The organism is Caballeronia sp. TF1N1, from assembly GCF_022878925.1.
Lineage (GTDB): Bacteria > Pseudomonadota > Gammaproteobacteria > Burkholderiales > Burkholderiaceae > Caballeronia.
Genome location: NZ_CP084630.1, coordinates 48,287 through 73,818 on the forward strand (window position 1 = coordinate 48,287; position 25,532 = coordinate 73,818).

17 protein-coding genes, 5 pseudogenes and 1 other annotated feature are annotated in these 25,532 nt (G+C 58.3%); of the genes and pseudogenes, 9 read left to right on the forward strand and 13 right to left on the reverse strand.

What is annotated here, in order from left to right; translation table 11 throughout:
• Nucleotides 1–1,124: 1,124 nt before the first annotated feature.
• A complete protein-coding gene (locus LDZ28_RS30395) occupies nt 1,125–1,478 on the forward strand; it encodes a hypothetical protein (protein ID WP_244832076.1) in 354 nt (117 codons plus the stop codon).
• Between the two features lie 245 nt (nt 1,479–1,723).
• On the opposite strand, the gene LDZ28_RS30400 is transcribed toward LDZ28_RS30395, so the two are convergent.
• Nucleotides 1,724–3,280, reverse strand: a complete 1,557-nt coding sequence (locus LDZ28_RS30400; RefSeq protein WP_244832077.1) for a methyl-accepting chemotaxis protein — start codon at nt 3,278–3,280, stop codon at nt 1,724–1,726.
• A gap of 321 nt (nt 3,281–3,601) precedes the next feature.
• On the opposite strand from LDZ28_RS30400, the gene LDZ28_RS30405 reads away from it, so the two are divergent.
• Entirely contained in the window at nt 3,602–5,164 is a 1,563-nt protein-coding gene (locus tag LDZ28_RS30405; RefSeq protein ID WP_370652303.1) for a methyl-accepting chemotaxis protein, read from the forward strand.
• Nucleotides 5,165–6,032: 868 nt separating this feature from the next.
• Here the strand turns inward: LDZ28_RS30405 and LDZ28_RS30410 are convergent.
• Complete coding sequence (locus tag LDZ28_RS30410) at nt 6,033–6,347, reverse strand: hypothetical protein (RefSeq protein WP_244832079.1); 315 nt, start codon at nt 6,345–6,347, stop codon at nt 6,033–6,035.
• Complete coding sequence (locus LDZ28_RS30415; protein WP_244832080.1) at nt 6,344–7,303, reverse strand: chemotaxis protein; 960 nt, start codon at nt 7,301–7,303, stop codon at nt 6,344–6,346. Before LDZ28_RS30415 ends, LDZ28_RS30410 begins: the two co-directional genes overlap by 4 nt.
• 166 nt (nt 7,304–7,469) lie before the next feature.
• Here LDZ28_RS30415 and LDZ28_RS30420 point away from each other — a divergent pair.
• From LDZ28_RS30420 to LDZ28_RS30430, 3 pseudogenes are all read left to right on the forward strand, one after another.
• A pseudogene (locus LDZ28_RS30420) lies at nt 7,470–7,748 on the forward strand (transposase); the annotation flags it as partial.
• 46 nt (nt 7,749–7,794) lie between these two features.
• Nucleotides 7,795–8,268, forward strand: a pseudogene (locus LDZ28_RS30425) (IS110 family transposase); the annotation flags it as partial.
• A 59-nt stretch (nt 8,269–8,327) separates the two neighbouring features.
• Nucleotides 8,328–8,839 (forward strand): annotated as a pseudogene (locus tag LDZ28_RS30430) (transposase); the annotation flags it as partial.
• Nucleotides 8,630–8,746 (forward strand) — a sequence feature (AL1L pseudoknot). It overlaps the preceding pseudogene by 117 nt.
• Nucleotides 8,840–8,880: 41 nt before the next feature.
• Here the strand turns inward: LDZ28_RS30430 and LDZ28_RS30435 are convergent.
• Nucleotides 8,881–9,195, reverse strand: a complete 315-nt coding sequence (locus LDZ28_RS30435; protein WP_244832081.1) for a hypothetical protein — start codon at nt 9,193–9,195, stop codon at nt 8,881–8,883.
• 319 nt (nt 9,196–9,514) lie between these two features.
• Between LDZ28_RS30435 and LDZ28_RS30440 the strand changes: the two genes are divergently transcribed.
• The 3 genes from LDZ28_RS30440 to LDZ28_RS30450 all read left to right on the forward strand — a co-directional run bounded on the left by LDZ28_RS30440 (nt 9,515) and on the right by LDZ28_RS30450 (nt 14,110).
• The gene (locus LDZ28_RS30440; protein WP_244832082.1) at nt 9,515–9,979 is read left to right on the forward strand and encodes a hypothetical protein; all 465 of its coding nucleotides are present in this window, start codon (nt 9,515–9,517) and stop codon (nt 9,977–9,979) included.
• Nucleotides 9,980–10,643: 664 nt separating this feature from the next.
• Nucleotides 10,644–12,365 (forward strand): methyl-accepting chemotaxis protein, encoded by a 1,722-nt coding sequence (locus LDZ28_RS30445; protein ID WP_244832083.1) that lies wholly within the window; start codon nt 10,644–10,646, stop codon nt 12,363–12,365.
• Between the two features lie 494 nt (nt 12,366–12,859).
• Nucleotides 12,860–14,110: an IS256 family transposase gene (locus LDZ28_RS30450; protein WP_244832084.1), complete on the forward strand. Its 1,251-nt coding sequence runs from the start codon at nt 12,860–12,862 to the stop codon at nt 14,108–14,110.
• Between the two features lie 177 nt (nt 14,111–14,287).
• Here LDZ28_RS30450 and LDZ28_RS30455 read toward each other — a convergent pair whose 3' ends face one another.
• The 5 genes from LDZ28_RS30455 to LDZ28_RS30475 all read right to left on the reverse strand — a co-directional run bounded on the left by LDZ28_RS30455 (nt 14,288) and on the right by LDZ28_RS30475 (nt 20,597).
• Entirely contained in the window at nt 14,288–15,394 is a 1,107-nt protein-coding gene (locus tag LDZ28_RS30455) for an IS5 family transposase (protein WP_244829659.1), read from the reverse strand.
• Between the two features lie 436 nt (nt 15,395–15,830).
• A complete protein-coding gene (locus LDZ28_RS30460; protein ID WP_244832085.1) occupies nt 15,831–16,790 on the reverse strand; it encodes a spore coat U domain-containing protein in 960 nt (319 codons plus the stop codon).
• A complete protein-coding gene (locus LDZ28_RS30465) occupies nt 16,787–19,273 on the reverse strand; it encodes a fimbria/pilus outer membrane usher protein (RefSeq protein ID WP_244832086.1) in 2,487 nt (828 codons plus the stop codon). Before LDZ28_RS30465 ends, LDZ28_RS30460 begins: the two co-directional genes overlap by 4 nt.
• A gap of 6 nt (nt 19,274–19,279) precedes the next feature.
• Nucleotides 19,280–20,053, reverse strand: a complete 774-nt coding sequence (locus LDZ28_RS30470; RefSeq protein WP_244832087.1) for a molecular chaperone — start codon at nt 20,051–20,053, stop codon at nt 19,280–19,282.
• 10 nt (nt 20,054–20,063) lie between these two features.
• Complete coding sequence (locus LDZ28_RS30475) at nt 20,064–20,597, reverse strand: spore coat U domain-containing protein (RefSeq protein WP_370652301.1); 534 nt, start codon at nt 20,595–20,597, stop codon at nt 20,064–20,066.
• 914 nt (nt 20,598–21,511) lie between these two features.
• Here LDZ28_RS30475 and LDZ28_RS30480 point away from each other — a divergent pair.
• Nucleotides 21,512–22,639 carry a sensor histidine kinase KdpD gene (locus tag LDZ28_RS30480; protein WP_244832088.1) on the forward strand — a complete coding sequence of 376 codons (1,128 nt, stop codon included), beginning with the start codon at nt 21,512–21,514 and terminating at the stop codon, nt 22,637–22,639.
• A gap of 211 nt (nt 22,640–22,850) precedes the next feature.
• Here LDZ28_RS30480 and LDZ28_RS30485 read toward each other — a convergent pair.
• From LDZ28_RS30485 to LDZ28_RS30500, 4 genes and pseudogenes are all read right to left on the reverse strand, one after another.
• Nucleotides 22,851–23,138, reverse strand: a pseudogene (locus LDZ28_RS30485) (DUF6088 family protein); the annotation flags it as partial.
• Between the two features lie 631 nt (nt 23,139–23,769).
• Nucleotides 23,770–24,720 (reverse strand): annotated as a pseudogene (locus tag LDZ28_RS30490) (tyrosine-type recombinase/integrase).
• A 7-nt stretch (nt 24,721–24,727) separates the two neighbouring features.
• Nucleotides 24,728–25,021: a hypothetical protein gene (locus tag LDZ28_RS30495; protein WP_244832089.1), complete on the reverse strand. Its 294-nt coding sequence runs from the start codon at nt 25,019–25,021 to the stop codon at nt 24,728–24,730.
• Nucleotides 25,022–25,039: 18 nt separating this feature from the next.
• Nucleotides 25,040–25,441, reverse strand: coding sequence for a hypothetical protein (locus LDZ28_RS30500; RefSeq protein ID WP_244832090.1), 402 nt, complete (start codon nt 25,439–25,441; stop codon nt 25,040–25,042).
• Nucleotides 25,442–25,532 lie beyond the last annotated feature (91 nt).

The window sequence follows — 25,532 nt, forward strand, 5'->3', positions numbered from 1 at the left end:
GTTGAGCTTGAGATTGAGCTTTTCGGCCGGGTGCACTCCCGCGACAAGCGCTGGCCGGCTTGGATGCGCGAGTTGACGCAGGGGCGGCCTCCTTCGATCGACTGAGGGACGTCTGCGCTTCGTGACCTGGCCAGTGCGGGCGGGCAGTCTCGGCGCAACGTACGGTAGCACGGCGCACGTCGGCTATCAAACGCTGCCGATCACCAGAACGTTTCCCCGTGACGGCGAACGTCACCAACGACTGCATGATCTCGGCGCCGAATATCGACTTCGGCTCGAAGGTTCTCGAGTCATTTCCGGTTCCAGCGTGGTTTTCGTAAGAGCTTCACTTCTAAGCGGACGAAAATTTCGCGGCCTTGGCTGCATGGGACTTGCTGGCTGATTGCGCCAATTTTGTCCCGAGACCTACGCTGCGCAGAATCGCCATGCCACCGACGAGCCTGAAATGGCCTACACGCCGGACGCACTCGGGGCGGTTGGTACGCATGGCGGTACGGCGAGTCGTAGTTGAGTTCGGGCCGACGCCGCTACGCTGAGTGAGATGATCTCGGAAGACCTAGTCCAGTTGGTCAACACTTCCGCGCATGCGTTTCGCCATACCCTTCGGCACGCGAGCGGTCGCGCGGGATATGCCGACCGACGTGGTTCGGTCGATCCTGAAGCACGCTTCACTGCAAATCACTCCATTTACGTGAAAGCGGAAAAGCGGCGCATGTTTGTGGCAGCGGCACGATACTTCGCAGATGACGATGTGGAGTAGTTAGAATCGTTCATCTTGCGTTGCAGTATCGTTCGACGTGCAAGCTACGTATCGGCATAACTGGCGCGGCCCTAGCGCGTTGGTTTTCGATGGGAGTACGAGTCCGGCCAAGCCGGGAGGAAAAATCCATTTAATACGCTATGAATACACTTTCGCTTTCCGAAGCTCTTCGCATGGCTGCGGAGGTGCTACGCGATGTTGCCGCTACTCGCTGCACGCCGTCTGGCTATGACATGGATGCCGGTCTTGCACAGATGCACGCCGACGCAGCAGATGTTCTCGAAAAGGAGCTGAGAGCGCTTCAAGCACTGATATCACGAAAAGCCTAAATTCAGTGCATGACAACGCGACGGGAATTGACTAATTGACTGAAGCAACCGGCGAGCGGTACCGACAGTCTGGAAGAAGCGATAAGCGCCGGATCCTGGACGAGTTCGTCCAATTGACGGGCCATCACCGCAAACATGCAATACGCATGCTGTTCCAAGAGTCCCTGTTACCTATGGGCAAGCCAGGTCCACAGCGTCGCTATAACGATGTCGTGCGCGCGAAACTCATCACGCTCTGGGAGGCGAGCGACCGGATATGCGGCAAGCGGCGAAAGGCGCTCATGCCGACACTGCTCGACTCGATGACACGGCGCGGTCACTTGGTGCTACCAAACGAATTGCGCACGCAACTCGAAGAGATCAGCGCCGCTACGATTGATCGGTTGTAGCGAAATGTGCGTGGGAAAGCGTTTGGCGACCAGCGCCGACGTGCGGGGCGGAGTCGGCAATGCAATCCGCCGAGCAGTGCCGATCCGGACCTTCACTGACTGGAACGATCTGCTATCCGGTTTTCGCGAAGTCGATTTTGTCGAGCATTGCGGTGACACTAAGATCGACGGTGACTTCCTACACTGAGCGAATGGCGGAAGTCTACCGAAGAGGTCTACGATGCAAATCGGCGCGCCAAAATAGTTTAGGCCTCGATGGAAAAGAAAGCGACCGCGCCGGTAAGGTGCATGCCTTGATCATGAAGCGCCTGAGCGGCCGCCGCCGCCTCCTCAACTAGCGCGGCGTTTTGCTGGGTGACCTGATCCATTTGCGCGATGGCCTGATTCACTTGTTCGATGCCGCGACTTTGTTCGCCTGACGCCGCAGCAATTTCCTGCATGATGTCAGTCACTTTGGTCACAGCAGCGGTCACGTCAGCCATCGTCCGCCCCGCATCGCTTGCAAGGAGCGCTCCGTCCTGAACTTTTTGGACCGAGTTCTCGATCAAGGTCTTGATGTCCTTGGCGGCGCTCGACGAGCGTTGAGCGAGTGTTCGGACCTCGCTGGCGACGACCGCAAAGCCGCGCCCTTGTTCGCCGGCACGCGCCGCTTCTACTGCCGCATTCAACGCCAGGATATTCGTCTGGAATGCGATGCCCTCAATGATTGCGGTGATGTTGGCGATCTCGGTCGAGCTGTCGCTGATGCCGTTCATCGTTTCAACCACGCGGCCAACCACTGCGTTTCCTCGTCGAGCGATGTCGAAAGCGTTGCCCGCGAGCGATGCCGCATGTGAGGCGCTTTCGGAGTTGCTTTTAACGGCCGAATTAAGTTGTTCCATGCTGGCAGCGGTTTGTTCCAGCGATGCAGCCTGCTCCTCGGTGCGTTGGCTGAGGTCAGTGTTGCCGGTGGCAATCTCCCTTGCAGCGCATTCGACAGCGGTGCTGCTTTCTCGTACTTGGCCGATTGTTGCGGTCAATCGATCATTCATCTGTTGGAGCGCCCGCAACAGCGACGCCGTCTCGTCGCGACCTGAAACATGCAAGGTCGTTCGTAAGTCGCCTTGCGCGACCGCGTTGGCAGTCCGAACCGCGCGCTTAAGAGGCTCGACAATCGAGCGCGTGATGGCCGCTGCTGCACCGATCGCCAGCAGAATGGCGGCGAGACAAACGCCGAGCTGGATATTGCGGGTCAAGACATACTGCTGATCATAATCGGCTGCGATCTCAGCTTCTTTTTGTCGCGTGAGCGCCGCATACTCGTCTGTGGCATGGGTCAGCTTGGCAAGCAAGGGGCGGCACTCTGCGTTCATTTTCGCAATCGCCGCGTCCCGACGACCTGCATTCTCAAGCTCCAAGATCGCAGTAGCGACAGGGGCATAAGCCTGCTCAATCTCATCAATACGGCCAACGAGTGCGCGGGCCTGATCCGATGCATCGGGTCTCGCAACCAGCCGCTTGAGTTCCGTCAGATGTGCCTGAACGTCGGAATGGGCCGCGACGACATCCGTCTTCTCCAGTGCAAGATCAGACTCGGTGATGACTAACACAATATTGCGCGCGGCGATGGCGCGTCGGTCGACCGCCGCGCGTAGTTGTGCGGCAACGTTTGCGCGCGCATTAACACCTTCTAAATAAGACTCGAATGCTTGTCGTGACTGATTGAGCGCGTAAATGGAGTTGATCGAAATACAGACCACCATGACAGTCAGAAGCGAGAACGCGTATGCCAGCTTACTTTTGACGCTTAGATTGTGGAGCATCTTTTCTCTCAGGGAAAATACTTAATCTAGGTGGTTATTTGCCACTTTCTCGCAATACGGCCCGCGGCTGTACCCGAATATGCTTAACGACCGATACTTTCTGAAGCTGATACTGAAAACGCGAGGTTTGCGTTAGTTGAGTGTTTTCTTGGCAGTATTTCTTTCCGACAGCATGTCCCTTTGCCAATAATAAAAAGACGCCGTCACAGGATGGCGACGCCTCTCTCAAGAAACTTCGTTTATCGCCGTTAAGCCAGCAGATAGTGCAGGGTGCTTTCGTGCCGAATGACCCTTGTTCTCCACTCATGCATTTTGAAAAAAATGAAAAAAGAAACTTGGACGGTCAAGGCAAAGCTGGCCGCGTCATTCGGAACTCTGAGTCTGATCGTTCTTGTGATCGCTGGTATGGCCCTAAGCTCGCTTAACGATGCAAACGCGCGATTCGAGGGATTTATCAACGGCATCAATGCTCGCGCGGAAATGGCCACGGCCATCCGCGCCGCAGTCGATGACCGCGCAGAGGCAGTACGCAATCTAGCGCTTGTCACGACACCTGCGGACATTGAGCTTGAGCACCAGGCTGTCCTGAAGGCAGAGCAGACAATCGAGGTTCGTCTCGCCGAATTCAATCGGATGGTTGCTGGCGCTACAGACATGCCTGCGCAAGCTCATGAGCTCGCCACTGAAATTTCTCGCATCGAGGGGCTCTACCGGCCCGTCGCTCTTGAGATTGTCGGACTTGCCATGGACGGTCAACGTGAGGCCGCCATTGCTGCTATCAACAACAAATGTCGTCCGCTCTTGGCAGATTTGAAACGCGCTACCAACGCCTACACCGACGCAACCCATGCGCGCGCGGTAGAGATGGTCAACGAGGCGCAGATTCGATTCGAGCATCAGCGTAATCTGCTGGTAGTACTCTCCATTGCGACTTTGTCGATCGCAATTTTTGCGGGTGCGATCATCACCCTTAGTATCCTGCGCGCGCTGGGCGCCGAGCCTGGCGTGCTTGCTACTATCGCGCAACGGGTTGCGAAGGGCAACTTACACGCGATCGACGGCGCTCATAAAACAGTCGATGGCAGCGTGCTGTCTTCCATGCATACCATGCAGGGTAGCCTCGTCAAAATGATTGGTGAGGTCAGGTCAGCGGCGGACAACATCGCCTCCGGTTCGAGTGAAATCGCCACGGGTAACATCGACTTGTCCTCCCGCACTGAACAGCAAGCATCGGCGCTTCAGCAAACCGCGTCCAGCATGGATGAACTGACCTCGACGGTAAAGCAGAATTCCGAGAACGCGCAGCAGGCTAGCTCGCTTGCCGCTCACGCTTCAGAAATAGCGCATAAGGGCAATCAGGCCGTCGACCAGGTGATTCAGACGATGAGCACAATCAGTTCAAGCTCGTCGCAGATTTCTGCTATCACCAGCATCATCGAAGGTATTGCATTTCAGACCAACATTCTGGCACTTAATGCGGCCGTTGAAGCGGCTCGTGCAGGTGAGCAGGGCCGTGGTTTTGCAGTCGTAGCAGGTGAAGTGCGAACGCTCGCACAGCGTTCTTCAACCGCCGCAAAGGAGATCAAGGATCTCATTACCATGTCCGTTGCTCAAATCGCTGATGGCGCAGACCATGCGAACGACGCCGGCACGACCATGACCGAACTCACGCACGCCGTGAGACGCGTCACCGATATCATGGGGGAGATCGCCAGTGCTTCGTCTGAACAGAGTAAGGGAATTGAACAAGTCAACCTGGCTATTACGCAGATGGACGTCGTAACGCAACAGAATGCGGCGCTGGTCGAAGAAGCAGCCGCTGCTGCGCAGTCGCTGGATGGGCAGGGTCGAAAGCTCACGGATGCCGTATCGTTTTTTCATTGAGAGCAGTCATGGTGGAAAGTATGTGCTGCCTCCAAAGGTGTTATCCATCGCGTAACGACTGGCGTCGCTTCCTACAAAGCTACACTTGTCTCGCACTCGCGGACGTGACGTTAGCCGCCAACAACTTTTTAAGATTGGCGAGCTAATTGTGTACGAGCAGTATGCTTTCAGCGGGGGCGCGTCTCGAAGACGTAAATGGAACTTGATGCGCTCCCTGAGCTCTCATGGCCAAGAATGATGAATCGTATTTTTAGCCAGGCGTCTTGAGGCGTTCTTGCAGTGGAGTGCAGCGACTTAAGCTTTTGAGCCGTATCCGTCAGCGCATCCCGTGTTGACTAAGATATCGAGGATTTTGCGCAGAGACCGTACGAGACGCACCAGTGTCATTCGGAATCTTGTGACGGCGATGGACGCCGTTTCGATTGAGTCTGACGACGGTTCCAACACGCTCGTTGAGATGTTTGTCGGTGAATCCCACGGTGTCGCCGATGAAGAACTCTTCGGGACGAGGGCGCGGTGGCGGCGCTTCCTTTTGAATTGAGGCTGCGGTGGCATCGAGACAATCGCCGCATACAACACTGCCCATCGGCGTCGAGTCACGTTGTCCTGTACGACCGCTTGCGTAAATTACTACGATAACCAAACGTTCGCACCATGCACGCGGACACTCAAGACGGGTTGCGCTGACGGATACTTTGAGCCGGATATCACGCGCTTGCTAACTACGACAAAAGCGCCTCACGCTGCGCATTAAGCGCGGAGTGCTGGCGCATTAGATGAGTGGGTTCCGACCGCTCTCCCCGCAATGCAGAAGTCCTAACACGCGGTTGCGGCGAAAATCTGAGGTCTCAGCCCACGCGGGCTGCATTCAATTGTGCTTCAAACGCCAACCTTTGGATCGTGACCCATCGATCGATTGATCAAAGCCACCTTCAAACACCCATTTCCACGTCGGGGGCGATGGTGGTTCCTGTGGCGCCGCGTCAAGCCAATCGACGAATTCAATTATTTGGTCAGCATTGGCAAAGAAGCGCAAGCTTCCGATCACGACGTTATACAACGGAATGGATTGATCGACGACGAACAAGGTGAGCTTGCGAGCGCCGCCGACTTGCCAAACCGCACTCGCGCCGAGTCCGGTTGGAAACGGTCGCATGGGTCGGTTGCCAGACATGCCGTTCACGCTGCAACCTTGGACATTGCCTGACGCATGACGGCAGCGAGCTCTGCCGCAACGAACTTCGACACATAAGCGTTGGCGCCAACCTTTCTGACGTGCTGCTCGTTCGCCGAGCCCGACAGCGACGAGTGGATGACAACTGGGATCATCTGCAGTCCAGCAGCAGCTTTGATCTTGCGGGTAAGCGTGAACCCGTCCATCTCCGGCATTTCGAGATCCGTCAGTACCAACGCGATGTCGTCCGTGACTTTCTTGCCTTCCTTAACTGCTTTCTCGCCTGCTTTCTCCAGCAGATCCCACGCCTCTTGTCCGGTCTTGGCCATGATGAAGGGTACCCCCATCGACTTCAAACTTTCTTCGATAAGGGCTCGCGCGACGCCGGAATCATCCGCGGCCAGCACCCGCGCACCAGGCGGCAGAGTAAGGCGGCCCGTATTCTGTTCGTTGATTTCTGGTTCACTGGCAGGCAGGGCATCGCGCAGAATTTGCTCAACGTCGAGCACCTGCGCGAGTCTACCGCCAGCGTGTGCGTCAAGTCGGGCTATGCTGGTCACGGTTTTGCCGCTCGAATGTCCTTCGGCCGAGAGGACGCGGTTCCACTCCAGGCGAACAATATCGTCGACCTCCTCCACAGCGAAGCCTTGGGTCGTGCGAGCGAACTCCGTCACCAGCAGGATGCGATTTCCTTCGCGCGGGGTACATCCGGTGACTCTCGCAAGGTCGATGACGGGGATGATTTCGCCACGAACATCCGCGACGCCAAGGATCTTGTCAGACGACCCTGCCAGTTCGGTGAGCTTGGGCATTGCGACGATTTCTCGAACTTTGAAGACATTGATTCCGTAGAGTTCGCGGGCGCCTGTACCGCGGGTAGCACCAAGGCGAAATAGCAACAACTCAAACATGTTGCTACCTGCCAGGCGCACCCGCTGTTCAATATCGTGTTGATCGTTGTTCATGTTTTTTACCGTCCGATTTGGGCTTGTCGATCCCTTAGATATCGGCACGTGAAAACGTTTCTAGAGGGCCGGTGGAACAGCCCCGTGAAAGACCGGACACAGTCTCCCACTTACAATAGCGGGTAGGCATAAGACTGTGTATATGACTAACAACAAGAACGAAGTAATGGAAGTGTTGACGGGACCTGAGCGCCGACGGCGCTGGTCGGCTGATGAGAAGCTGGCGATGGTTCGGGAGACGTTCGAGCCCGGCAAGACAGTTTCGATGGTGGCTCGGCTGCACGGCATCAATCCGAATCAGCTGTTTCAGTGGCGCAAGCTGCATCAGGACGGCAGCCTGTCGGCAGTGAGCGCTGGAGAAGAAGTTGTGCCGGCGTCCGAGTTGAGCGACGCGCTGAAGCAGATAAAGGAGCTCCAGCGCCTGCTGGGCAAAAATGGTATGGACGCCTCCTCATCGCATAATTGAGGCCTCGTCCTACCGGAGAGCGCAAATGGAACCGACAGTCGTGGGCGTAGATATCGCCAAGCGGGTTTTCCAGCTTCACTGGATAGTCGCAGACACTGGCGAGGTGCTCGACAAACAGCTTCGTCGTGACAATTTCTTGGAGCACTTTGCTAATCGGGAAAAGTGCCTTATCGGGATGGAGGCTTGCGGAGGCTCACAGCACTGGGCACGTCGTCTCGTGGAGCTTGGGCACGAGGTCAAGCTTATGCCCAGCAAACTTGTGAAGGCCTTCGTGACAGGAAACAAGAACGACCTAGCCGACGCGCGTGCCATCTGGGCCGCAGCAAAACACCCCGGCGTGAGGGCCGTGCCGGTTAAGACTGAAGCCCAACAGGCCGTTCTGGCGCTGCATCGGATACGGCAGCAACTCGTCATATTCCGGCGCTCCCAGTCTAACTGCCTTAGGGGTTTGCTGGCCGAGTACGGCGAAGTTATGGGCGTTGGGCACGCAGCAATGAACTGAACCGCCCCGGAAATGTAGGAGACTTCGGATCTTGGCTGTAACGGGAGATTTGAAGCATGGAAAGCGAAGGCAAGACAAGGAAGCCCACCGGCACGCGATATTCGGATGAGGTGCGGGAGCGAGCGGTGCGACTGGTGTTTGAGCACCAACACGAGTACCAAACGCAGGGGGCGGCGATCCGCTCAATCGCCTCGAAGATGGGGATGTCGCGCGAGACGCTTCGCAACTGGATCATTCAGGCAGAGCGCGACCGTGGCCAACGAACGGGCGCGACAACTTCGGATTTGGCGCGTCTGAAGGAACTGGAGCGCGAGAACCGTGAGCTGCGCACGGCCAACGAGATCCTGCGCAAGGCCTCCGCATATTTCGCGCAGGCGGAGCTCGACCGCCGATCGAAGCCATGATCGCGTTCATCGACGAGCATCGCGACGTCTACGGTATCGAGCCGATCTGCCGCCTGCTGCCGATCGCGCCGTCGACGTATTACCGGCACGCCGGGCGGCGCAGCGATCCGGAGCAATGGCCAGCACGAGCGCGTCGCGATATTGAACTGAAGGCTCTCATCCGTTGGCTTTGCAGGTCTCCGAAAGGATAGCGCAAGCAAGAACGTCAGTCGCCGCGATCCGCAGCAAACGGGCCAATCGCGCGCTTTGCGAGCTCGACGGACCGCATCGCGCGCTCGAACGATGGAAACTTTTGCGCGATGGAAACGCCTACGTCGGCGAGACGCTTCTCGATTTTCGCGGCGTCTTCGCCGCGTCCGCCCTCCACGTGAACCGAGAAGGAGCCGTCATTGTTGGAGAAGACTCGGATCGAAAATCCGCGATGCGACTCCCGGTATTCGATGGAGGACGCCGGCTCGGGTCCATCGGGGCGTCGCGCCTCCTTCGGCGCGGCGGCGTCCGCCGCGTCGTCGGCGTTCATGGACAAGGCGCGCTTGGCGCGCTGGGCCGCAGCCCGCCAGTTTGTCGGGAAGCACATTTTCTTTTCGTTTTCTTTTTGGGTTTTTGAATGTTTTCGGCACCAAATTGCCCTCGGCGCTCAATGAGTTTCGCGCCGCAAGCTAGCCAGAGCAGTGCGCAATCGCACACCGAGCGCCGACTAGAGCCATCGCTCAATTAAGCCGTCGGGCGTTTCAGGCAAGGCGGAGCGCGAGCTAAAGATGCGGGCGGCCGGGCCGACAACACGTTGACGACAGCGATGGCAGAGATGGCCGCGCCTTCTCCTACAAAAGCGAGCGGACATGAAAGAAGAAAGCGTTGATTTGCGGGCGATGCTCGCGGAGCTTCGCGACGCCAGAAAGTTGGCCGAGCGAGCGGGCGCGAGCCTGCGCGAAGAAGAGCGAGAAATCGAAGCGCTTCGGGCGGCGTCTCTGGCCGCCCTTCGGAACGCAAAGCGACGAGGCGGGCACGGCGCGCAGGGCGCTCTGCGCCTTGAGGAAGCGTTCAACCGCATTTTGTCCACGCCATGCCTTTCGGTGGCCGCAGGCCTGCGAGATTGCGCGCGAGCAGCGCAAGAGCTTGAGCCCGTCATCGAGCAAGCGGAGGCGAATCGCTCCGGAGCGGAGGAGGGGGAAGCCGCGCGCCACCTGCGCGATTTCGCCAAGAGTTTCGCGGCGATGCTTCAACTCGCGCAGGCGGCGGAGAAAAACAACGAAGAAGCGCGGGGGTGTTTGCTTCAAATTCGCGCGGCGGCCGCGCTGATGTGAGTCGCCGGATTTCTTGACTCGTCGTGCTTTTTGGTCGCTTTTTTGGCTATACACGGACGCCCGCGGCGAAGCGTTTATGGTCCGTTGTGTGGTCGCGTGTCACTTGCATCAGCGCACAGGCACGCAGTTGGCTCAACCCAGCGATAGGCATGGCGGGCTTGTTCACGGCGTACCTGTGCGCTTACCATTTTGCTGCGATTTCCCTTATGACTTCAATCGCAAGGTCCCATTCAGCGACCAGCTTTCATCCTCCAACCAAACCTGCATAGTGCACACGGACACCCCTTGGAGGACTGCAGCTTTCGCAAGTTTTGAGGATCAGATCATCTTCCATTCGTCTTACTCCTTTTGAGGGATAAAAGGTCGTGTCTTGCGGGAATGCAATCGATCCGATAGAAAAAATTGGCAAAAATAGAAGTTGTGATGCAGTGCCACCAATCGTATGATGAGCGCTCTTCACCTGTTTCGTTCCCCGCGTTACAGGCTCTTCGAGCCGGCCTTTGTGCCGGCTTTTTATTTTATTAGTTGATTTCTAGTCGAGCACCCTTTCTTGAATTGGAAAAATCTAAAGTTACACGCGCTATCGCCGTTAGTTATGAAAAGGTAGATCGGAGGTGTCGAATTCGTAGCCCGTTCTTGCGTGGTACAACTAGGGAAGAGTTCAATGAAAGCTTTACGAAATATTAGTATCGGGGCGAAGCTTGGCGTTGGCTTCGGGTTGACGCTAGTTGCGCTTTGCCTGATCGGCGGGCTCGCACTGGTGCAGGTGTCGCGCGTGTACAAAGGCACCAATGACCTTGCGACCAACTGGATGCCGAGCGTGTTGACGCTGGGGGAAGTTCGCTCGGCAACCAATGCGGTAAGACGTGGTTCGTCGGGGGCGCTGTTGGCAACCAACGCGCACGAGAAGGCCGCGCAAGAGAAGAAGCGCAGCGATGCATTAGCGAGTCTCGACGGCGCGCTGGCTAAATACCAATCGCTTATATCTTCGCCGGATGAAAAGCAGCTTTTCGAGGACTTCAAGACGGCTTGGGCGGCCTATTTGACGGTCGACAACAAGGTCAACGCACTGAACGATGGTGGAGCAGACCATTACACTGAAGCTAGGGAATTGGCGGCAAATCAGTCCTCGGCTTTATTCTCGACGGTGTCTGATCTGATCACGCGCGACATCGTACTGAATACGAAGGGGGCCAACGATGCCGCAGCAGCAGCCGCTGACGACTATCAAAAGACATTGGTCACTACCATTGTGCTGGTAGCTCTGGCCATTGCATTCAGCGTTGTTGGGGCGATCTTAATCGCTCGATCAATCGTCGCGCCTATCCGCCGTTCGCTTGAGGTTGCGCAGACCGTCGCACAAGGAAATTTGACTTCCGAAATTATCGATGATGGCGCGGACGAAACGGGACAACTGCTCCGCGCACTGCGTCATATGAACGAGCGGCTTGCCGACATTGTCGGACGTGTGCGCAGTGGTAGCGAGAGCATTGCCACGGCTTCGGCACAGATCGCGGCTGGCAACACTGATCTTAGTCAGCGCACGGAAGAGCAGGCGGCGTCGCTCCAGGAGACGGCCGCCAGCATGGAAGAACTGACATCAACGGTCAAGCAAAACACCGAAAATGCGCAGCAAGGCAATACCCTGGCGGCGAATGCGTCGGAAGTGGCCGCGCGCGGCGGTGTGGTCGTTAGCCGTGTGGTCGATACGATGAAGGAGATCAGCGCGAGCTCTGCGAAGGTCGCGGATATCATCACGGTAATCGAAGGCATCGCGTTCCAGACCAACATACTTGCATTAAATGCGGCAGTTGAGGCCGCGCGCGCAGGCGAGCAGGGCCGGGGTTTTGCGGTGGTAGCCGGTGAAGTACGAACCTTGGCTCAGCGCAGCGCGACCGCTGCCAAGGAGATCAAGGACCTCATTGACGTGTCGGTGTTGAAGGTAAGTGCCGGCTCACAACTCGTCGAAGAAGCCGGTCAGACGATGAATGAGGTAGTACAGTCGGTCAAGCGCGTCGCCGACCTGATGGGTGAGATCTCGGCCGCGTCCTCCGAGCAGCACACCGGTATCGAGCAAGTAAACGTGGCCGTCTCTCAAATGGATGAAGTTACGCAGCAGAATGCCGCCTTGGTGGAGCAAGCGAGCGCGGCAGCCCAATCGATGGCTCAGCAATCAGGCGCGCTCCGCGATGTGGTATCGGTTTTCCAGCTTGGGATCAGTTGCGCCGAGGTGCGTGTCTCGACCGAATTACTGTCTACGCCGCCGCTGATTTCTCTTCCACCTTTAGCTCGTCCCAAACATTCAAAGAAGATGAGCGCCTCAATTCGACCGCCAGCATCGAGGCAAGCAACCGTATCAAGCGATGGCGACTGGCAGGCTTTCTAGGTGACAGTTTTCCCACTGGCGGGCGAACGATGAAGGCGTGAAGCGCTTGCCCTTGCAAGAGGCGAAGGATAAGCAGTAATCTCGTAAGCGCGAATTTAGTAATAGTCCGATCGACACCGTGTTGGCAATGCAGCAGTTTGCAGCTCGTCTGAGTCTGTTCCTATCCACTGTTTTCCGACCATGATGGCATTCAGTACATATACGTCGATAGCGATGTTCGTTTTGTCTGCGCTCGCGTTCGGCGCAACCTCGTTTTGCCATGCAGGCGAAGACACTATAGCCATACCAGTCAAGCTAACTGTAAGTGAAACCTGCACTTTCATTACCGCTGCTCCTCGTCTAGCAGGCTGTTGAAATATGCCTCAATGAACGTGGGCTCGATTATTCGGGACTGTCAGCAATTTTGTGTGTGAGGCTACCATTATGGAAATGGAGTCGTTAGGGACTGTCAGCAATTTTGTGTGTGAGGCTACCATTATGGAAATGGAGCCGTTATGCCACGCAAACCCAAGACACCGCCACGAGAACTGCCGTCAATCCCTAAAGAGCTGCTCGACCAATTGGCCTCAGGCCCGATGACGGCAGCTTCAATTGAGGATCTGTCCGCCGCTTTGAAGAAGGCGCTCATCGAGCGCGCTCTGGGGGCTGAACTCGGTCAGCATCTGGGCTACGAGCCCGGGGCTGAGAAGCCGGCTACGGCCACGAATCAGCGCAACGGGCACAGCGCCAAGAAGGTGCTGACATCCGATGGCCCGCTACACCTGCAGATTCCGCGAGACCGTGATTCCACCTTCGAACCGATCCTCATCCCGAAGCACGAGCGCCGTTTTACGGGCTTCGACGACAAGATTATCGCCCTGTACGCGCGCGGCATGACGGTGCGCGAGATTCGGGCGTTTTTGCAGGAGCAGTACGGCACGGAGGTGTCGCCGGAGTTCATTAGCTCGGTCACCGACGCCGTCATGGACGAGGTGCTTGTCTGGCAGAGCCGTCCGCTCGAGCCGATGTATCCGGTGGTCTTCTTCGACGCTTTACGGGTAAAAATCCGTGCAGACGGCTTGGTGCGCAACAAAGCGGTCTATCTAGCCCTGGGCGTCCTGCCGGACGGTTCTCGCGATATTCTGGGCCTGTGGATCGAGAACACCGAAGGCGCCAAGTTCTGGATGAAGGTCTTTAATGACTTGAAGACGCGCGGCGTTCATGACATCCTGATCGCCGTCACCGACGGCCTGCAAGGCATGGAGCAAGCGCTTGGAGCCGTGTTCCCGAAGACAACGTTGCAGACTTGCATCGTGCACCTGATTCGCAGCAGTCTGGACTACGCGAACTGGAAGGACCGTAAGCCGTTGGCCGCCGCGCTCAAGCCGGTGTACACCGCACCCAGCGCCGAAGCCGCTGCTGCCGAACTCGATGCGTTCGACCAAGGCGAATGGGGTCGTCGCTATCCGACGGTGGCTTCGGCATGGCGACGGGTGTGGGAGCGTGTCATTCCCTTCTTTACGTTCCCGCCAGCAGTACGCAAGGTGATCTACACGACAAACGCACTTGAAAGCGTGAATGCAGGTTTGCGCAAGATCATTCGCACGCGCGGCCACTTCCCGAGTGACGAAGCCGCGACCAAGCTGCTGTGGCTGGTATTACGCAACATCACGGCAGGCTGGACGCGTGCCGCACACGACTGGAAAGCCGCCATGAACCAATTCGCGATACTGTACGAGGCGCGCTTCACGCATCCCTACGACTGAAAGATCCTCAAACCGCTACCCGCTGAAAAGCGGGTTGCCTTAACTGCCTCAAACACAAAAAATCTGACAGTCCCGATTATTCGGAAGAGCTAGCGCGTTGGAATGTTCCAAATAAATTGACGCCGATTCTCCTTGATTCAGATGCCGCCGATGCCGCGTTCCTTCTCGCTTACTCTTTCAAGCTGCCTTAGCAGCAAGCGTTCGCATGCGAGTGAGGTTGTACGCCGCCTGAGTGAGCACGAAGAGCTGGTCGACTCGCTTCAGACCTCGATACATCGCCTGCCGAATTCTGCCAACGGTCTTTGCCCATCCGAACACCTGCTCGATGCGTTTGCGTTTGCACTGACTGATTGCATAGCCTGGCCATCGTGTGGTTCGAGCGTCAATCGCGGAACCGCCCGCGCGTGCATCGTTTTGCGCCACGTGCGGTGTCACGTTGTTCTCGCGACACGTCGCCACGAAGCCCGCCGTATCGTAGTTCTTGTCAGCACCGACCGTTATGGTCGTACCGGCAAATTGCGCAGCATCCGCAAGCATCTGCGCGGCCGCATCCCGTTCGGCCGTGCCATTGGCCTGCGTGACCTGTGCGTTGACCACGAGACCATGCCGATTATCGGTCAGCACGTGACCCATGTAACAAAGCACCGCGCCCGTGCCACGACTCTTGCGGAACAAGCGCGCCTGACTGTCCGTGCTGGATTCATGGGTGTCGTTGCTGCGTTTCTCGCCGCGCCAGTTCTCCTGCGAGCCGTCTCCGCCCTCAGGCGGCGAATCGTCATCCGACTTTGTCTTGGGCACGAAACTCTTGTGTCCCGCCCACGCCTGAATGAGCGTGCCGTCGACGCTGAAGTGCTCGCCCGACAGGTGACCTTGCACGCGCGCCGTCTCGACAGTCTCGTTGAACAAGCTGACCATGACATCGTGGACCATCAGCCGGTCGCGGTTCTTGCTGAAGGTAGAGTGGTCCCAGACCGCATCATCCATCGCCAGTCCGACGAACCATCGAAACAGCATGTTGTAGGAGATTTGCTCCATCAGCATGCGTTCGCTGCGAATCGAATACAACACCTGCAACAACAGCGCGCGTATCAGTTTCTCCGGCGCGATGCTCGGGCGACCGCCCTTGGCCTCGCTCTCGTACATGCGCGAAAACACCTCGTCCATGCGCCTGAGCGCCTCGTTCAGCCACAGGCGAATCGGTCGCAGCGGATGATTGGCCGGAACGAAATCGTCCAGTCTGGACATCGTGAACATCGATTCAGTGTAGCTGTCGGGGCCGCGCATCGCTTCTGTCTCTGTGTCGTCGAATTCTTTAAATCAACGTCTCTCCCTTACGCACGGATGACCGCGCAAAGGGTATTTCAACAGCCTGCTAGATGTCGAGTGCTCGATTCGTGGTCAATATCGCATTGTTCCAGGCGGTTCTTTCGCCGTGTTTAGGTCGGCAGAAATTGAGGGATCTCATCCTGACCTAACTACAGTGGAAGTCGCGTTCTAGCAAGCGATTCGGGGTGACTTTGAAGGTTAGCTAAATTAGACAAAATGAGGAGAGCATTGGTCGAGGCGTTATCAACACCGACCGTCTTAGATGAGCGATGAAGTTCCGAAGAGATGGCTTTAACGATGAACGTTATCAGCACTCCAAGCGATGCTCTTTCGCAAATTATCTTGGGCTTCGTATAGCAAACGCTGATTGCGGACCGTAGGTTGATCACGCGCCTTAAAAGATCACCGTTGCGATTACCGTATCGCTATAACTGCCTGGCGGCGGTGTCGGTTGCGGCAGCACGCGCGAATACACCGGAATGGTTTGCGTCGCGCCGTTGCCAGTGCCGCTTACGGTCGTCGATCCCGACGTGCCATCGCCCCAAGGCACCGAATACGATGCGCTCGGATACAGCCCGTAGCCGATCTTGTCGCTGCCGCCGGCGAGCGTCATGTAGCGCGTCGCGGATGTCGCGTTGACGCCGTTTCCCGCCGAAAGCGAAATGGCATACGCACCCGCATTGGTGCAGGCCACGGATAAGCTGCCCGCCGCCGTCAACGTCGAGGAGAGCAGACCCTTCGAGCCGAAGTCGATATTCGACGCCGAGATCGTGCAGTCGTTGATGACGTTCGCCGTTACGGCAAACGAGAAAGACCCGGATAAAACCGGTAGCGCGAGGCAGTCGAGAAACGTGCCGGTGGTCGGCAGCGTCTGATAGCCGACAATCGCCGTGCTGCCGAACGTGGCGCCGAAGCTGCCCGCCTGCACGCTCGATTGTGACGGCAGTATCTTGCCGTACACAGTCACGGTCGTGTTCACCGCGCCCGCGTTCACCGGTAAATCGTAAAACGCGGGAGCATAGGGACCAAAGATCGAGCCGACCACGCTTGTGCCCGCCGAATCGCTATAGAGGTTGTATTGCAACGTGCTCACGCCGTTCGTCATGTACCGCGGCGCATAGCTCGTCTGCCCGACGCCCGGCCCGAGCGCGACACACACGCGCAACTTTGCGAGCAGCCCGGAGCATTTGATGGCGATGGTCGCGCTCGCGCTCGGCGTTCCCGTCACCGGACTGTACGAGCCGAAGCTCATGCCCGTCGATATAGCCGTGCAGACCTGCGCTTGCGCGTTGCCCGCGGCCAGTGCGCAAAGCACGAACACGATCAGCGCAATCACATGACGAAGCAGTTTCATCGCGTCACCGCATGGCAGACGAACGGCCCGAGCGTTTCGAGCGACTGAGCGGTTTGCGGCGCGAACGCGATATCGGCTTCGCAGGAACCGGCATTCCATTGAGCGAACACATGATTTTGCGCCTTGAGATCGTCGATGAAGGTGAGGCCATCATAGCCCACGAGGTATTGTTTGCCGCTTGCGCTCACGATGGCGTGCGCGCCCGGCTGCAAGGGCTTGCCGTTGTCGTCGACGAGCTTGAGCTGCGCGCCGCTGAAGTGCTCGATGGAAAAGCGCGCCAGCACGCCCGCGCGCGCTTGCGGCGCGATGTTCAGGCTCGTCGCGCTGATCGACGTGGTCGCGGGCAGTCCGAGCGGGTCGATGGCGAGATGGTTCGAATCGTAGGCGAGCAGGTTCGGCACCAGCAGATGACCCGCGCCATTGGTCTTGCCGATCAGCCGGTTCTCGTGCAGCACGGGAACGTTTGCCACGCCGTTCGTATCGACCACGGCGAAGGCGTCGTCGATGCGGCGGCCCGCGAGCACGTCGCCTGCCATCAGCACGATGGAGCCGGAGCCGTCGAGCTCGGTCGCCGTGCGTCCGCGGTTCTGATACACCGAGCCGATCACATCGCCATAACGATTGCGATACGTGCCCTGCGCGAGTCCCTGCACACTGCCGTTCTGCTGGCCGCCCTGCACTTGCCAGCCGAAGCCGCCGTCGTAATCCGGCGTGCGCGAGAGCGAGGCATTCATGAGCGGCGAATGCTGGTCGAAACCGCCGCTCACGCTCGCGTTCATGCTGCTGCCGATTGGCATGCTGAGCGCGATGAAGAGCCCCGCATTGCGCGTCGTGCCGAAGTCGCGATAGACGCTTGCCGAGAGCGCGACGCGCCCGCCTATCGACGACGAATACGCGAGCGAGCCGATGCGCGCGCGGCCCGAGTAACTATCGTTGACGCCGACGTATGTCATGCTCACTGCGCCCGGCTGGCCGACGATCTGCAAGGGCACGGCCACCGTTGCGCGGTCGGTCGATGCCGGCGCGGGCGCGCCTTCGCTCGAGGCCAGATCGCCGTAATGCGACGTTGCGCGCTGCACTTGCATGTCGACGGACAAAAGCGGCGCGCGGTACTGCCAGCCTGCGCTGAACTGCGCGCCCGCGCCGGTGGTGGTCGATCCCGCGACGGGAACGCCGCCCTCGTAGCCGATGGTCTGTACCGTGCTCTTGCCCGTGCTTGCCGCCACGGAGACGTTGACCACGCCCGCTGCGCCCGCGCGGATCAGGCCGCCCACGCCCAGATTGACGATGTGACGCGTCGCTTCGGCATGTGCCTCGACCGTGAAACGTTCGGAAACACCATGGCGAAGCGACGCGGACAGCGACGGCTCGCCCGAATAGCCGAGCGATTCGAAACCATAGTTGCGGCGCAGAAAGCCGCCTTCCATCGAAAAATCGGTGAGACCGGTGGCGAGCAGACGCGCGTCGATATAGAGCGGCACCGTGGTCATCACGTTGCGGCCGAGTGCATCGCGCGTGACGATGGTTGCCTCGCCCGCGCCCGTCACCGCCGGCACCGCATTGATGACGAACGGGCCGGATGGCGCCTGACCGCTGTATTGACGCACGTTGTTCACGTAGAGATCCACGGCGGTGGGCACGGCCGCCGAGCCGCCGAGCGTCGGCACCGGATAAGTCACGAGGTCGGGACGCAGCGAAAAGTCGCGCGATACCTGCACGCCGCCGAGACGCACCGCGCGCGTCCAGGAGAGCGACGAGCTGATCGTGTCGCCAATGCGGGTGGTGATCATCGTGTCGGGGTTCGAGCGCCGCCACGACGTATCGAGGCGCGTGTAGCCCGTGCGTTCGCCGTATCGGTAAGCGGTGCCGGTGTTGCTGAAGGTGCCGCCCGGATAAAACAAGCGCTCCTCGCTGAAGAGCGCGTAGCGCGACTCGTATTGGGGCTGCGCGGTGAATTCATAGTTGATAAGCGCGCCGGTGGCCGTGGAGGTCGTCGGGCGGCGCAACGAGCCGTCGTTAAGTGTGGACGGCACACGGCGCGCGTCGCTGACACGGATATCGATGCGCTGCAGTTCCGGCCGGTACGCATACGACAGCCCGGCGATGGTCGCAAGCGCCACGCGGCCTTGCGCATCCACGGGCGTCTCCCCCGCGAGGATGCCGATCTCCGCGAGCTCACGCGGCATGGCGTGGAGCGCACCGTCCACCATGAAAAACTGCGCGACCTGATCCGTGGAGATGTCGTTGATGACCACTTCCAGATAGAGCACGCCATCGCGTTTGGGGTTCGCCGCGCTGGCCGCGCTGGCAGCACTGGCAGCACTGGCGCTGGCGGATGCCACGGGCGACGTCACCATCTGCGCGGCCCACGCGGCGCTCACCGCCATGCTGAGACTGGCGCTCGCCGCGAGCACGAACGGCAGACGCGCACGCGCGCGCCTGCCGCCGCGCCTTTTGCGGCTCTCGACATGACCGGCCTTCACGTCACGTCACTTCGCCGACGAGACGACGAGCGGGCTAGCGAGCGAGATCTGCGTCGAGACGGGCGTGCCGTTGATGGTCGCGTGCACGGTGGCGGTGGTTGCGGTGCTGGCGGCATCCGCAACAGGCCATTGGCGTGTCGCGTGCGCCAGCGCGTAACCGAGGAGTCCCGGCGCCATTTCGGTGACGCGGCCGTCCGGCCATTCGATCCGCACCTGGCTCAGTTGCGCGTGCAGCGCATCGGCATTGGCGGCGCGCAACATCAGGCGCGCGGGCGCGGCTTTCGGATCGGCGCCGGCGCTTGCGCGCTCCAGCGTGAAATCGACCTTAGGCGTGGCGGGGCCGGACGTGGCGTTCGCGAAGACGGGCACCGAATAGCGCAACTGCATGCGCACGCCAGTCGTGCGGGCGGTTTCGGCTTGCGGAATCTCGTCCACCAGCAGGCGATACGTCTCCTCGCCGCGCGGCGCTTCGCGGCTCGTGCGCAAGATGCGTACGGTTTGCTCGCCACCGGCAGGAATGCTGATGATCGGCGGGCTTGCAACGATGCCGCGCGCTTCGTCGAGACGGTCTTCGTCGAGCGTTTGCGACCAGCCGAACACGCGCACTTGCGCGGTGATGGTCTCGCTGCCGCGGTTCTGCAGCTTCATGACGGCGGCGGGTTGTTCGGGCGAAAGATCGACGCGGATGGGCGAAACCTGCAGCGCACCGGCATGCGCGGGCACGGCGAGCGCCACGGCAAGCGCCCCGGCCGCGAGCTTGAAAGAACGGAAAAAGGACATCGCCGGGGCCTCAGAATGTAACCGTCGCCGTGATGGTCGACGTGTAGGCGCCCGCCGCCGGGGCGGTTTGCGTCGGCACTCGGCCATAGACGGTGAGGGCTTGCGAGGAGCCGGTGCCGGTGCCCGAGAGCGTATCGGTGCCGATCGTTTGGCCCCAGTTCTGAGTGCGCGCCGAGTCGCGATAGAGGCCGAAGTTGACTGTCGGATTGGGTGAACCCATGCCGCCCAGAAGACGCGTCGCCACGGCCGAGCCGCTTACCGAGCCCTGATCCAGCCCGATGTTGTAGGCCGTGCCCTTCGTGCAGGTCACGTTGACCGTGGTTGTTTGGTCGATGTTTGTCTGGATAATGCCCGTCGAGCCGAAATCGAGCGAATTGGCGGTGATGTCGCAATCGGCTTGAATGGTCAGCGACACGGTGAACGTCGCCGTCTTAGATGTCGCGCCCTCTGCTGCTAGGGGTAAACCGCTTGCCAGTGTGAGGACGAGCGCGATCTCACCTGCGCGACGGACCAATCGCGCGGTTCTCTCAATATTTTTCCGCATTATTTCTCCGAATATGCGTGTGTGTGCGGAGCCACCAGATTAACGGCCGCTCCCTGCTTCCTTAACGGCCAAGCAACAATCCTCTTAAGTCCGAAGCCATCGAAGTTTTCTATCGAAACTTCGTTTGCGTTACCAAAACTTGACTGTCCTAGCACTGCCGAGAGCACGCTCGCCCCCGCGTTGACCAGATCGAAGACGCTCGAAGTCAAATACCCTACGAAGCACTCATCTACTGAAGCCTCGTTGCATTAGCAACGCCGACGAGTGAGGTTTGGCAAACAACTTCGAAGCTAGCCATTACCCTAGAATGCGCCTCAGGGGCAGGAAATGAAATGGCCGTTCGGATTTTGGGAGCACGAGGCATGGCTGGGGCATTTTTCCTCCATCCACTAAGTCGCCGGTCCTGACCGTCTGATCATTTTAAAGTTTGGAGCGTGGACACCCCAGCGCGCAAATAACGCTCGAACCAACCATTTTCGCGACCTTCAGTGAACGATTTATCAATTTGATGAGCAAAACATTTTTATATCTGGCGATATAGGTTGTGCGCCAATTACAGGCTGGGTTATTGCTCTGGATAGAACAACAAAAGGAGAACCAAATGGTCTACTCTTTAAGGGTCCAAACACATCGAATTTCCGCGCGCGCAGCCGACGAGATTATTGAGCATATTTCGCTAATGATCATACAGATTGAACTGCTTTCTGCCACTACACAGATGCCCAGATTAGATGCAGCCTATTGGGCGGATCTTTTGCGTCGATTGATAGCAAGCGAACAGTGCAACCAAGACCAACGAGTACGGGCGAGAGGCCTCTTACATAAAATTCGCTCTTCGGCGATTAACAAAAAATGCGACTAAAGGCTGCGCCATTAAGCTTTACGAAAATGTGAACCAACGTAGGGGAAATTCTATGATGCACAATTTCCTGTCGAACAATCGAAGTGAACTGATTGAACGATGCAGACTTCGCGTCGTCGCCCGGTCTTCTTTCACTCATGCTTCGGAACGGTTAGAAACCGGAATCGCGTTATTCTTAGACCAATTGATCGTAACCCTGCGCGTGGAACAGGGCAGCGACCCGCTAACAAGTCGTGCCATATCCGGCCCTAGTTTGGGATCGAACGACGCTTCGGAGATGGGCGCATCGGCAGGACAATACGCAAATAAGCTGCAGCTTTTAGATGTGTCCATAGAAGAGGTCGTTCATCATTACGGCGATCTCTGCCAAGTTATCATGGCACTTGCTCGCGAACGCGATGTCCCGTTTCTGGTAGATGAATATCAAACGTTAAACCGTTGTCTTGACAACGCAATCGCAAAGGCGGTTATGGAGTTCGCTTATCAGCGCGGTAACGCCGATCGTAGCGCTCAAGGAAAACAGGACCGAGAAGACACAGCGGCACTTGTTCACGAACTACGCAACGCGTTGTCGAGTGCGACTTTAGCGTTCGAAGCGGCGAAGAAAGGTAACTTGAATCTTAACGGCGCAACAGGCACAGTCCTCCAGCGCGGACTTGATAGTCTACGCAACCTGATCAATCGGTCACTTGACGAACTTAAAGGAGAGACGGACAAAGGGCTTTCGAGTGAGAAATTTCAGTTGGCGGGATTTATTCAGGATGTGGCGCACGCCGCAACGTTGGCCGCGCACGTTCGTGATGTTGCTTTTACGGCTCTGCCAATCGAACAAGGTCTCGCCGTTTGGGCAGACCGCGACGAATTATATTCCGCAGTGACTAATCTAGTGCAAAACGGTTTTAAATTCACAAAACCGAATACCGAGGTGGAGCTCGTCGCCTACGCGGCAGGAGACCGCATTTTAATCGAAGTACGTGACCACTGCGGCGGACTTCCTCCTGGCAGCGTCGCAACCATGTTTCAACCTTTCACGCAACAATCGAAAGACAAAAGTGGTTTAGGCATGGGCCTCTCAATCACTAAAGGGATCATTGAATCGTTTGATGGTAACTTGACGGTAACTAATCGGCCCGGTGTCGGATGCATATTCACGATTAATTTGCCGCGCCATAGCATCTGAATCAAAAAACCTCATCTCTACTGCGAACAGCACGTTGCGCTTTTCCACGACGGCAGAGCGCAAAAATTTTTTGCAGATTGTCGGAACGCGCTCCAAAAATAAATCGAAACAAGTTTCGAGCGCGCAGGTTCGCCGTCCCCTTTGGCTGGCAGGCCATCAAATCAAATGCGGTGGGGGTACCCTTAAGTTCTCGCGTCCGATGTCAGGTAAGTGCTTTGGCCGGGACCTGCGCCGAAAGGCCGAGCGCGTTCGCTGCCCGTGCGCCGGCGATCTGCACCTGGGAGCCGGTCTCCCGGGCAAGAGCGTGTGCGACATCGTCCGGCGCAGGGGACAGTGCCCCGAGCTTTGGGTGCAGCTTGGGGAAGTCGTAGAGCCCACGCGCAAGCCGGCGGAGCTGTCCGCCCTTTACTAGCCGGGAGAGGGCCCGATCGACAGACGGGCGAGCGGCAACCGTGAGGAAGTCGCTGGGCTTAAGGACGCTGGCGCGGACGCGCTTCATGACCCAGTCAGGAACAGAGGCGGCTATCGTCTTCATGCGTCAGAAAATAATGTATCTTTTTCTGACATGCAAGGGGTGCACGAGGAGCCTCTTGCAGTTTACTCGGAGGGTGGGCCGAGCTCACGACACGTTGTGGATCAAAGATCTAGGTGATTCCTGAAGAAACTCATGGACGCGACCGGCGATCCGGCTTCACGCCAATGCTGATGTCCTCGACCGGGATCCGTGCGCAGAATCTGACAATTCACTTGACTTTTGAACGTCGAGATAAAACCAACGAAGCATAGTGCGCCGGGGCAATATCTCGGCTTTGCGCTTCAGCCCGTACGGGCGTCCTATCACCTGCTCACCGCGCCCAAAGGTGCCAAGGTTGCTCTTGGCTGTTGATGTTCATGCAGAACTGACCCATTAAGCGTTCATCAAGGCCGCTATACGTTGAGACCGGCCTTAACGAATGTACGCTCTTGAACGGCCGCTTGGGGTCGGTGACGGAAGTTCGACCGCCCGACCGCAGCGCTCGATCGGCGTTTGCCTTTGAATTTCGGCAACCGGCCCATCAAGAGACATCCAGCTACCGTCTTCGAGTGACCGAAGTTGAAGGGGATAGCCGACGTCAAATTTGAAAGTCGATTTATATGAAAATCCGCTCGATTTCGTCGAGCTCGACTTCATAAGGTGAGTCGCTGTAGCGGATGGTGGAGCGCGGCGACACATGAGCCATCGTCGCCGCGTTCTCAGGCGTGCCGCCGTTTTTCAGATAGGCGGTGATGCCGGTCGCACGGAACGTGTGGTTGCCGATCGCTGTGCCGATGCCGGCTGCGAGCGCGCGGCGTCGCACCATCACATAAGCGTTTGCCTGCGGCAGGGGCCGCGGGCTCAGCTGCGCCGTGCCGCGAGCAATTGTACGGAATAGGGGACTCTTCGGTTCATTGCCCACGCTGGTCTGTTCCAGATACGCATGCAGGTACGCCTCGAGAGTGTGATGTCAGACCATCTCGTGCTGCTTTCCGTCGTTTTCAAGCAAGCGCACCCATAACCGTTTGTTCTGCGTGTACACGTCATCCACCCGCATTGCGAGTGCCGCGCCCACCCGCGCGAACGAAAACACCATCAGCGCGATCAGTGCCCGATCCCGCAACCCAATCGGCGTAGAGGCATCGATGCTGTCGAACAGCAGCCGCGCTTCACCCGCATCGAGCACCGGCGTTTTCCCCTTCTTGGCAGTGTGGCTCGGGCCGCGCACCGATGCGGCCGGGTTGTGCGGGACGATCTGGCCGGTGACGAGCCAGTCGAATAGGTGGCGGATCGCCGCCAGGCGCTGCTTGACCGTCGGCGCCGAGTGAGTTTGCGTCTGCAGCTCGATCCACGCGGCGACGTGCAGCGGCTGCACGGCGGTAATGGACGTGACGCCAGCGGCGGCGCACCAGCTCAAAAAATCCCCCGCTGCACGCGCATACGCGCGCCGTGTGTGCGGATTGCGAATCGCCGAGGCAAAGAACTCCAAAAAGCGAATACTTGCTTGCTCGCCAGCGGAGACCACAAGCGCGGGAAGAGAGGTCGCCGGAACTAGGATTGAGCTCATCGGATCTTCAGTGAAGCGTCGGCTTGGTCGTGATGCCCGGTTTAATCGGCGCAGCACGCTCGGCGTGTTCATAGAGGCCTTCTCGACACTCGGCCTTCAGGTCAGCGACCGCCGATTCGATCAAAGGATGGCCGCGGTAAGGCTCCACGGTAGCGTCGATCGTCGCTTCGACCTTTTCAATGGCAGCCTCTACGCTATCCGGATCTTCACTATCGAAGTCAACCGTGATGACGAGACCTTCAAGGGCCTCGAGGACAGCAGCCACCTCCGTACGAAGGTCGAAAATAAGCTTATCGGGCATAGGGAGGTTCTCCAGAGATCACTTCTTTGTCCTCTCAGGTTTGACGGTCGTTGCCTCTGCCACTAGCAGCGCCTGCGCCCGCGTCACCAGCGCTTCCAGTGCGCCTGCTGTTCCGACATCAAAATCCAGGGTACCAAGCGTCAATCGGACGATGCGGCCGGCCCGAGCATTGCGCCACGCCAGCGCCGCTTGCGCGAGCACCGACCCGATCTCCTGGCTGAGAGGCACAACGAATTCACCCGTAAAGCCGCTGTCGTCCGACACCCTTGGCATCGTGAACGCGATGGCGCTGATGCGAGTGTGATTGGCGCGCACCAGGTGGTAAAACTGTTTGAGCTGACGCTGGTAGTTCGGGCTGAACGCGGCCTCGTCGTTGGCCGAACGCACCAGAGTCAGGCGCAGCGTCGCAGCGCGCTCCATCTCTTCTCCTATATCTGATAAAGGACATTATCGTATATAGAAGCCCACCTCTCACCGACCTTGTTGTTCTGGTTGCCAACCGGTCTTTAAC

Excerpts from the sequence above, each read along its gene's own strand:
- LDZ28_RS30400 (WP_244832077.1), bottom strand. The coding sequence starts at position 3,280 with ATGCTCCACAATCTAAGCGTCAAAAGTAAGCTGGCATACGCGTTCTCG.
- LDZ28_RS30405 (WP_370652303.1), top strand. The coding sequence starts at position 3,602 with ATGAAAAAAGAAACTTGGACGGTCAAGGCAAAGCTGGCCGCGTCATTC.
- LDZ28_RS30415 (WP_244832080.1), bottom strand. The coding sequence starts at position 7,303 with ATGAACAACGATCAACACGATATTGAACAGCGGGTGCGCCTGGCAGGT.
- LDZ28_RS30435 (WP_244832081.1), bottom strand. The coding sequence starts at position 9,195 with ATGAACGCCGACGACGCGGCGGACGCCGCCGCGCCGAAGGAGGCGCGA.
- LDZ28_RS30440 (WP_244832082.1), top strand. The coding sequence starts at position 9,515 with ATGAAAGAAGAAAGCGTTGATTTGCGGGCGATGCTCGCGGAGCTTCGC.
- LDZ28_RS30445 (WP_244832083.1), top strand. The coding sequence starts at position 10,644 with ATGAAAGCTTTACGAAATATTAGTATCGGGGCGAAGCTTGGCGTTGGC.
- LDZ28_RS30450 (WP_244832084.1), top strand. The coding sequence starts at position 12,860 with ATGCCACGCAAACCCAAGACACCGCCACGAGAACTGCCGTCAATCCCT.
- LDZ28_RS30455 (WP_244829659.1), bottom strand. The coding sequence starts at position 15,394 with ATGCGCGGCCCCGACAGCTACACTGAATCGATGTTCACGATGTCCAGA.
- LDZ28_RS30460 (WP_244832085.1), bottom strand. The coding sequence starts at position 16,790 with ATGAAACTGCTTCGTCATGTGATTGCGCTGATCGTGTTCGTGCTTTGC.
- LDZ28_RS30470 (WP_244832087.1), bottom strand. The coding sequence starts at position 20,053 with ATGTCCTTTTTCCGTTCTTTCAAGCTCGCGGCCGGGGCGCTTGCCGTG.
- LDZ28_RS30475 (WP_370652301.1), bottom strand. The coding sequence starts at position 20,597 with ATGCGGAAAAATATTGAGAGAACCGCGCGATTGGTCCGTCGCGCAGGT.
- LDZ28_RS30480 (WP_244832088.1), top strand. The coding sequence starts at position 21,512 with ATGATGCACAATTTCCTGTCGAACAATCGAAGTGAACTGATTGAACGA.
- LDZ28_RS30495 (WP_244832089.1), bottom strand. The coding sequence starts at position 25,021 with ATGCCCGATAAGCTTATTTTCGACCTTCGTACGGAGGTGGCTGCTGTC.
- LDZ28_RS30500 (WP_244832090.1), bottom strand. The coding sequence starts at position 25,441 with ATGGAGCGCGCTGCGACGCTGCGCCTGACTCTGGTGCGTTCGGCCAAC.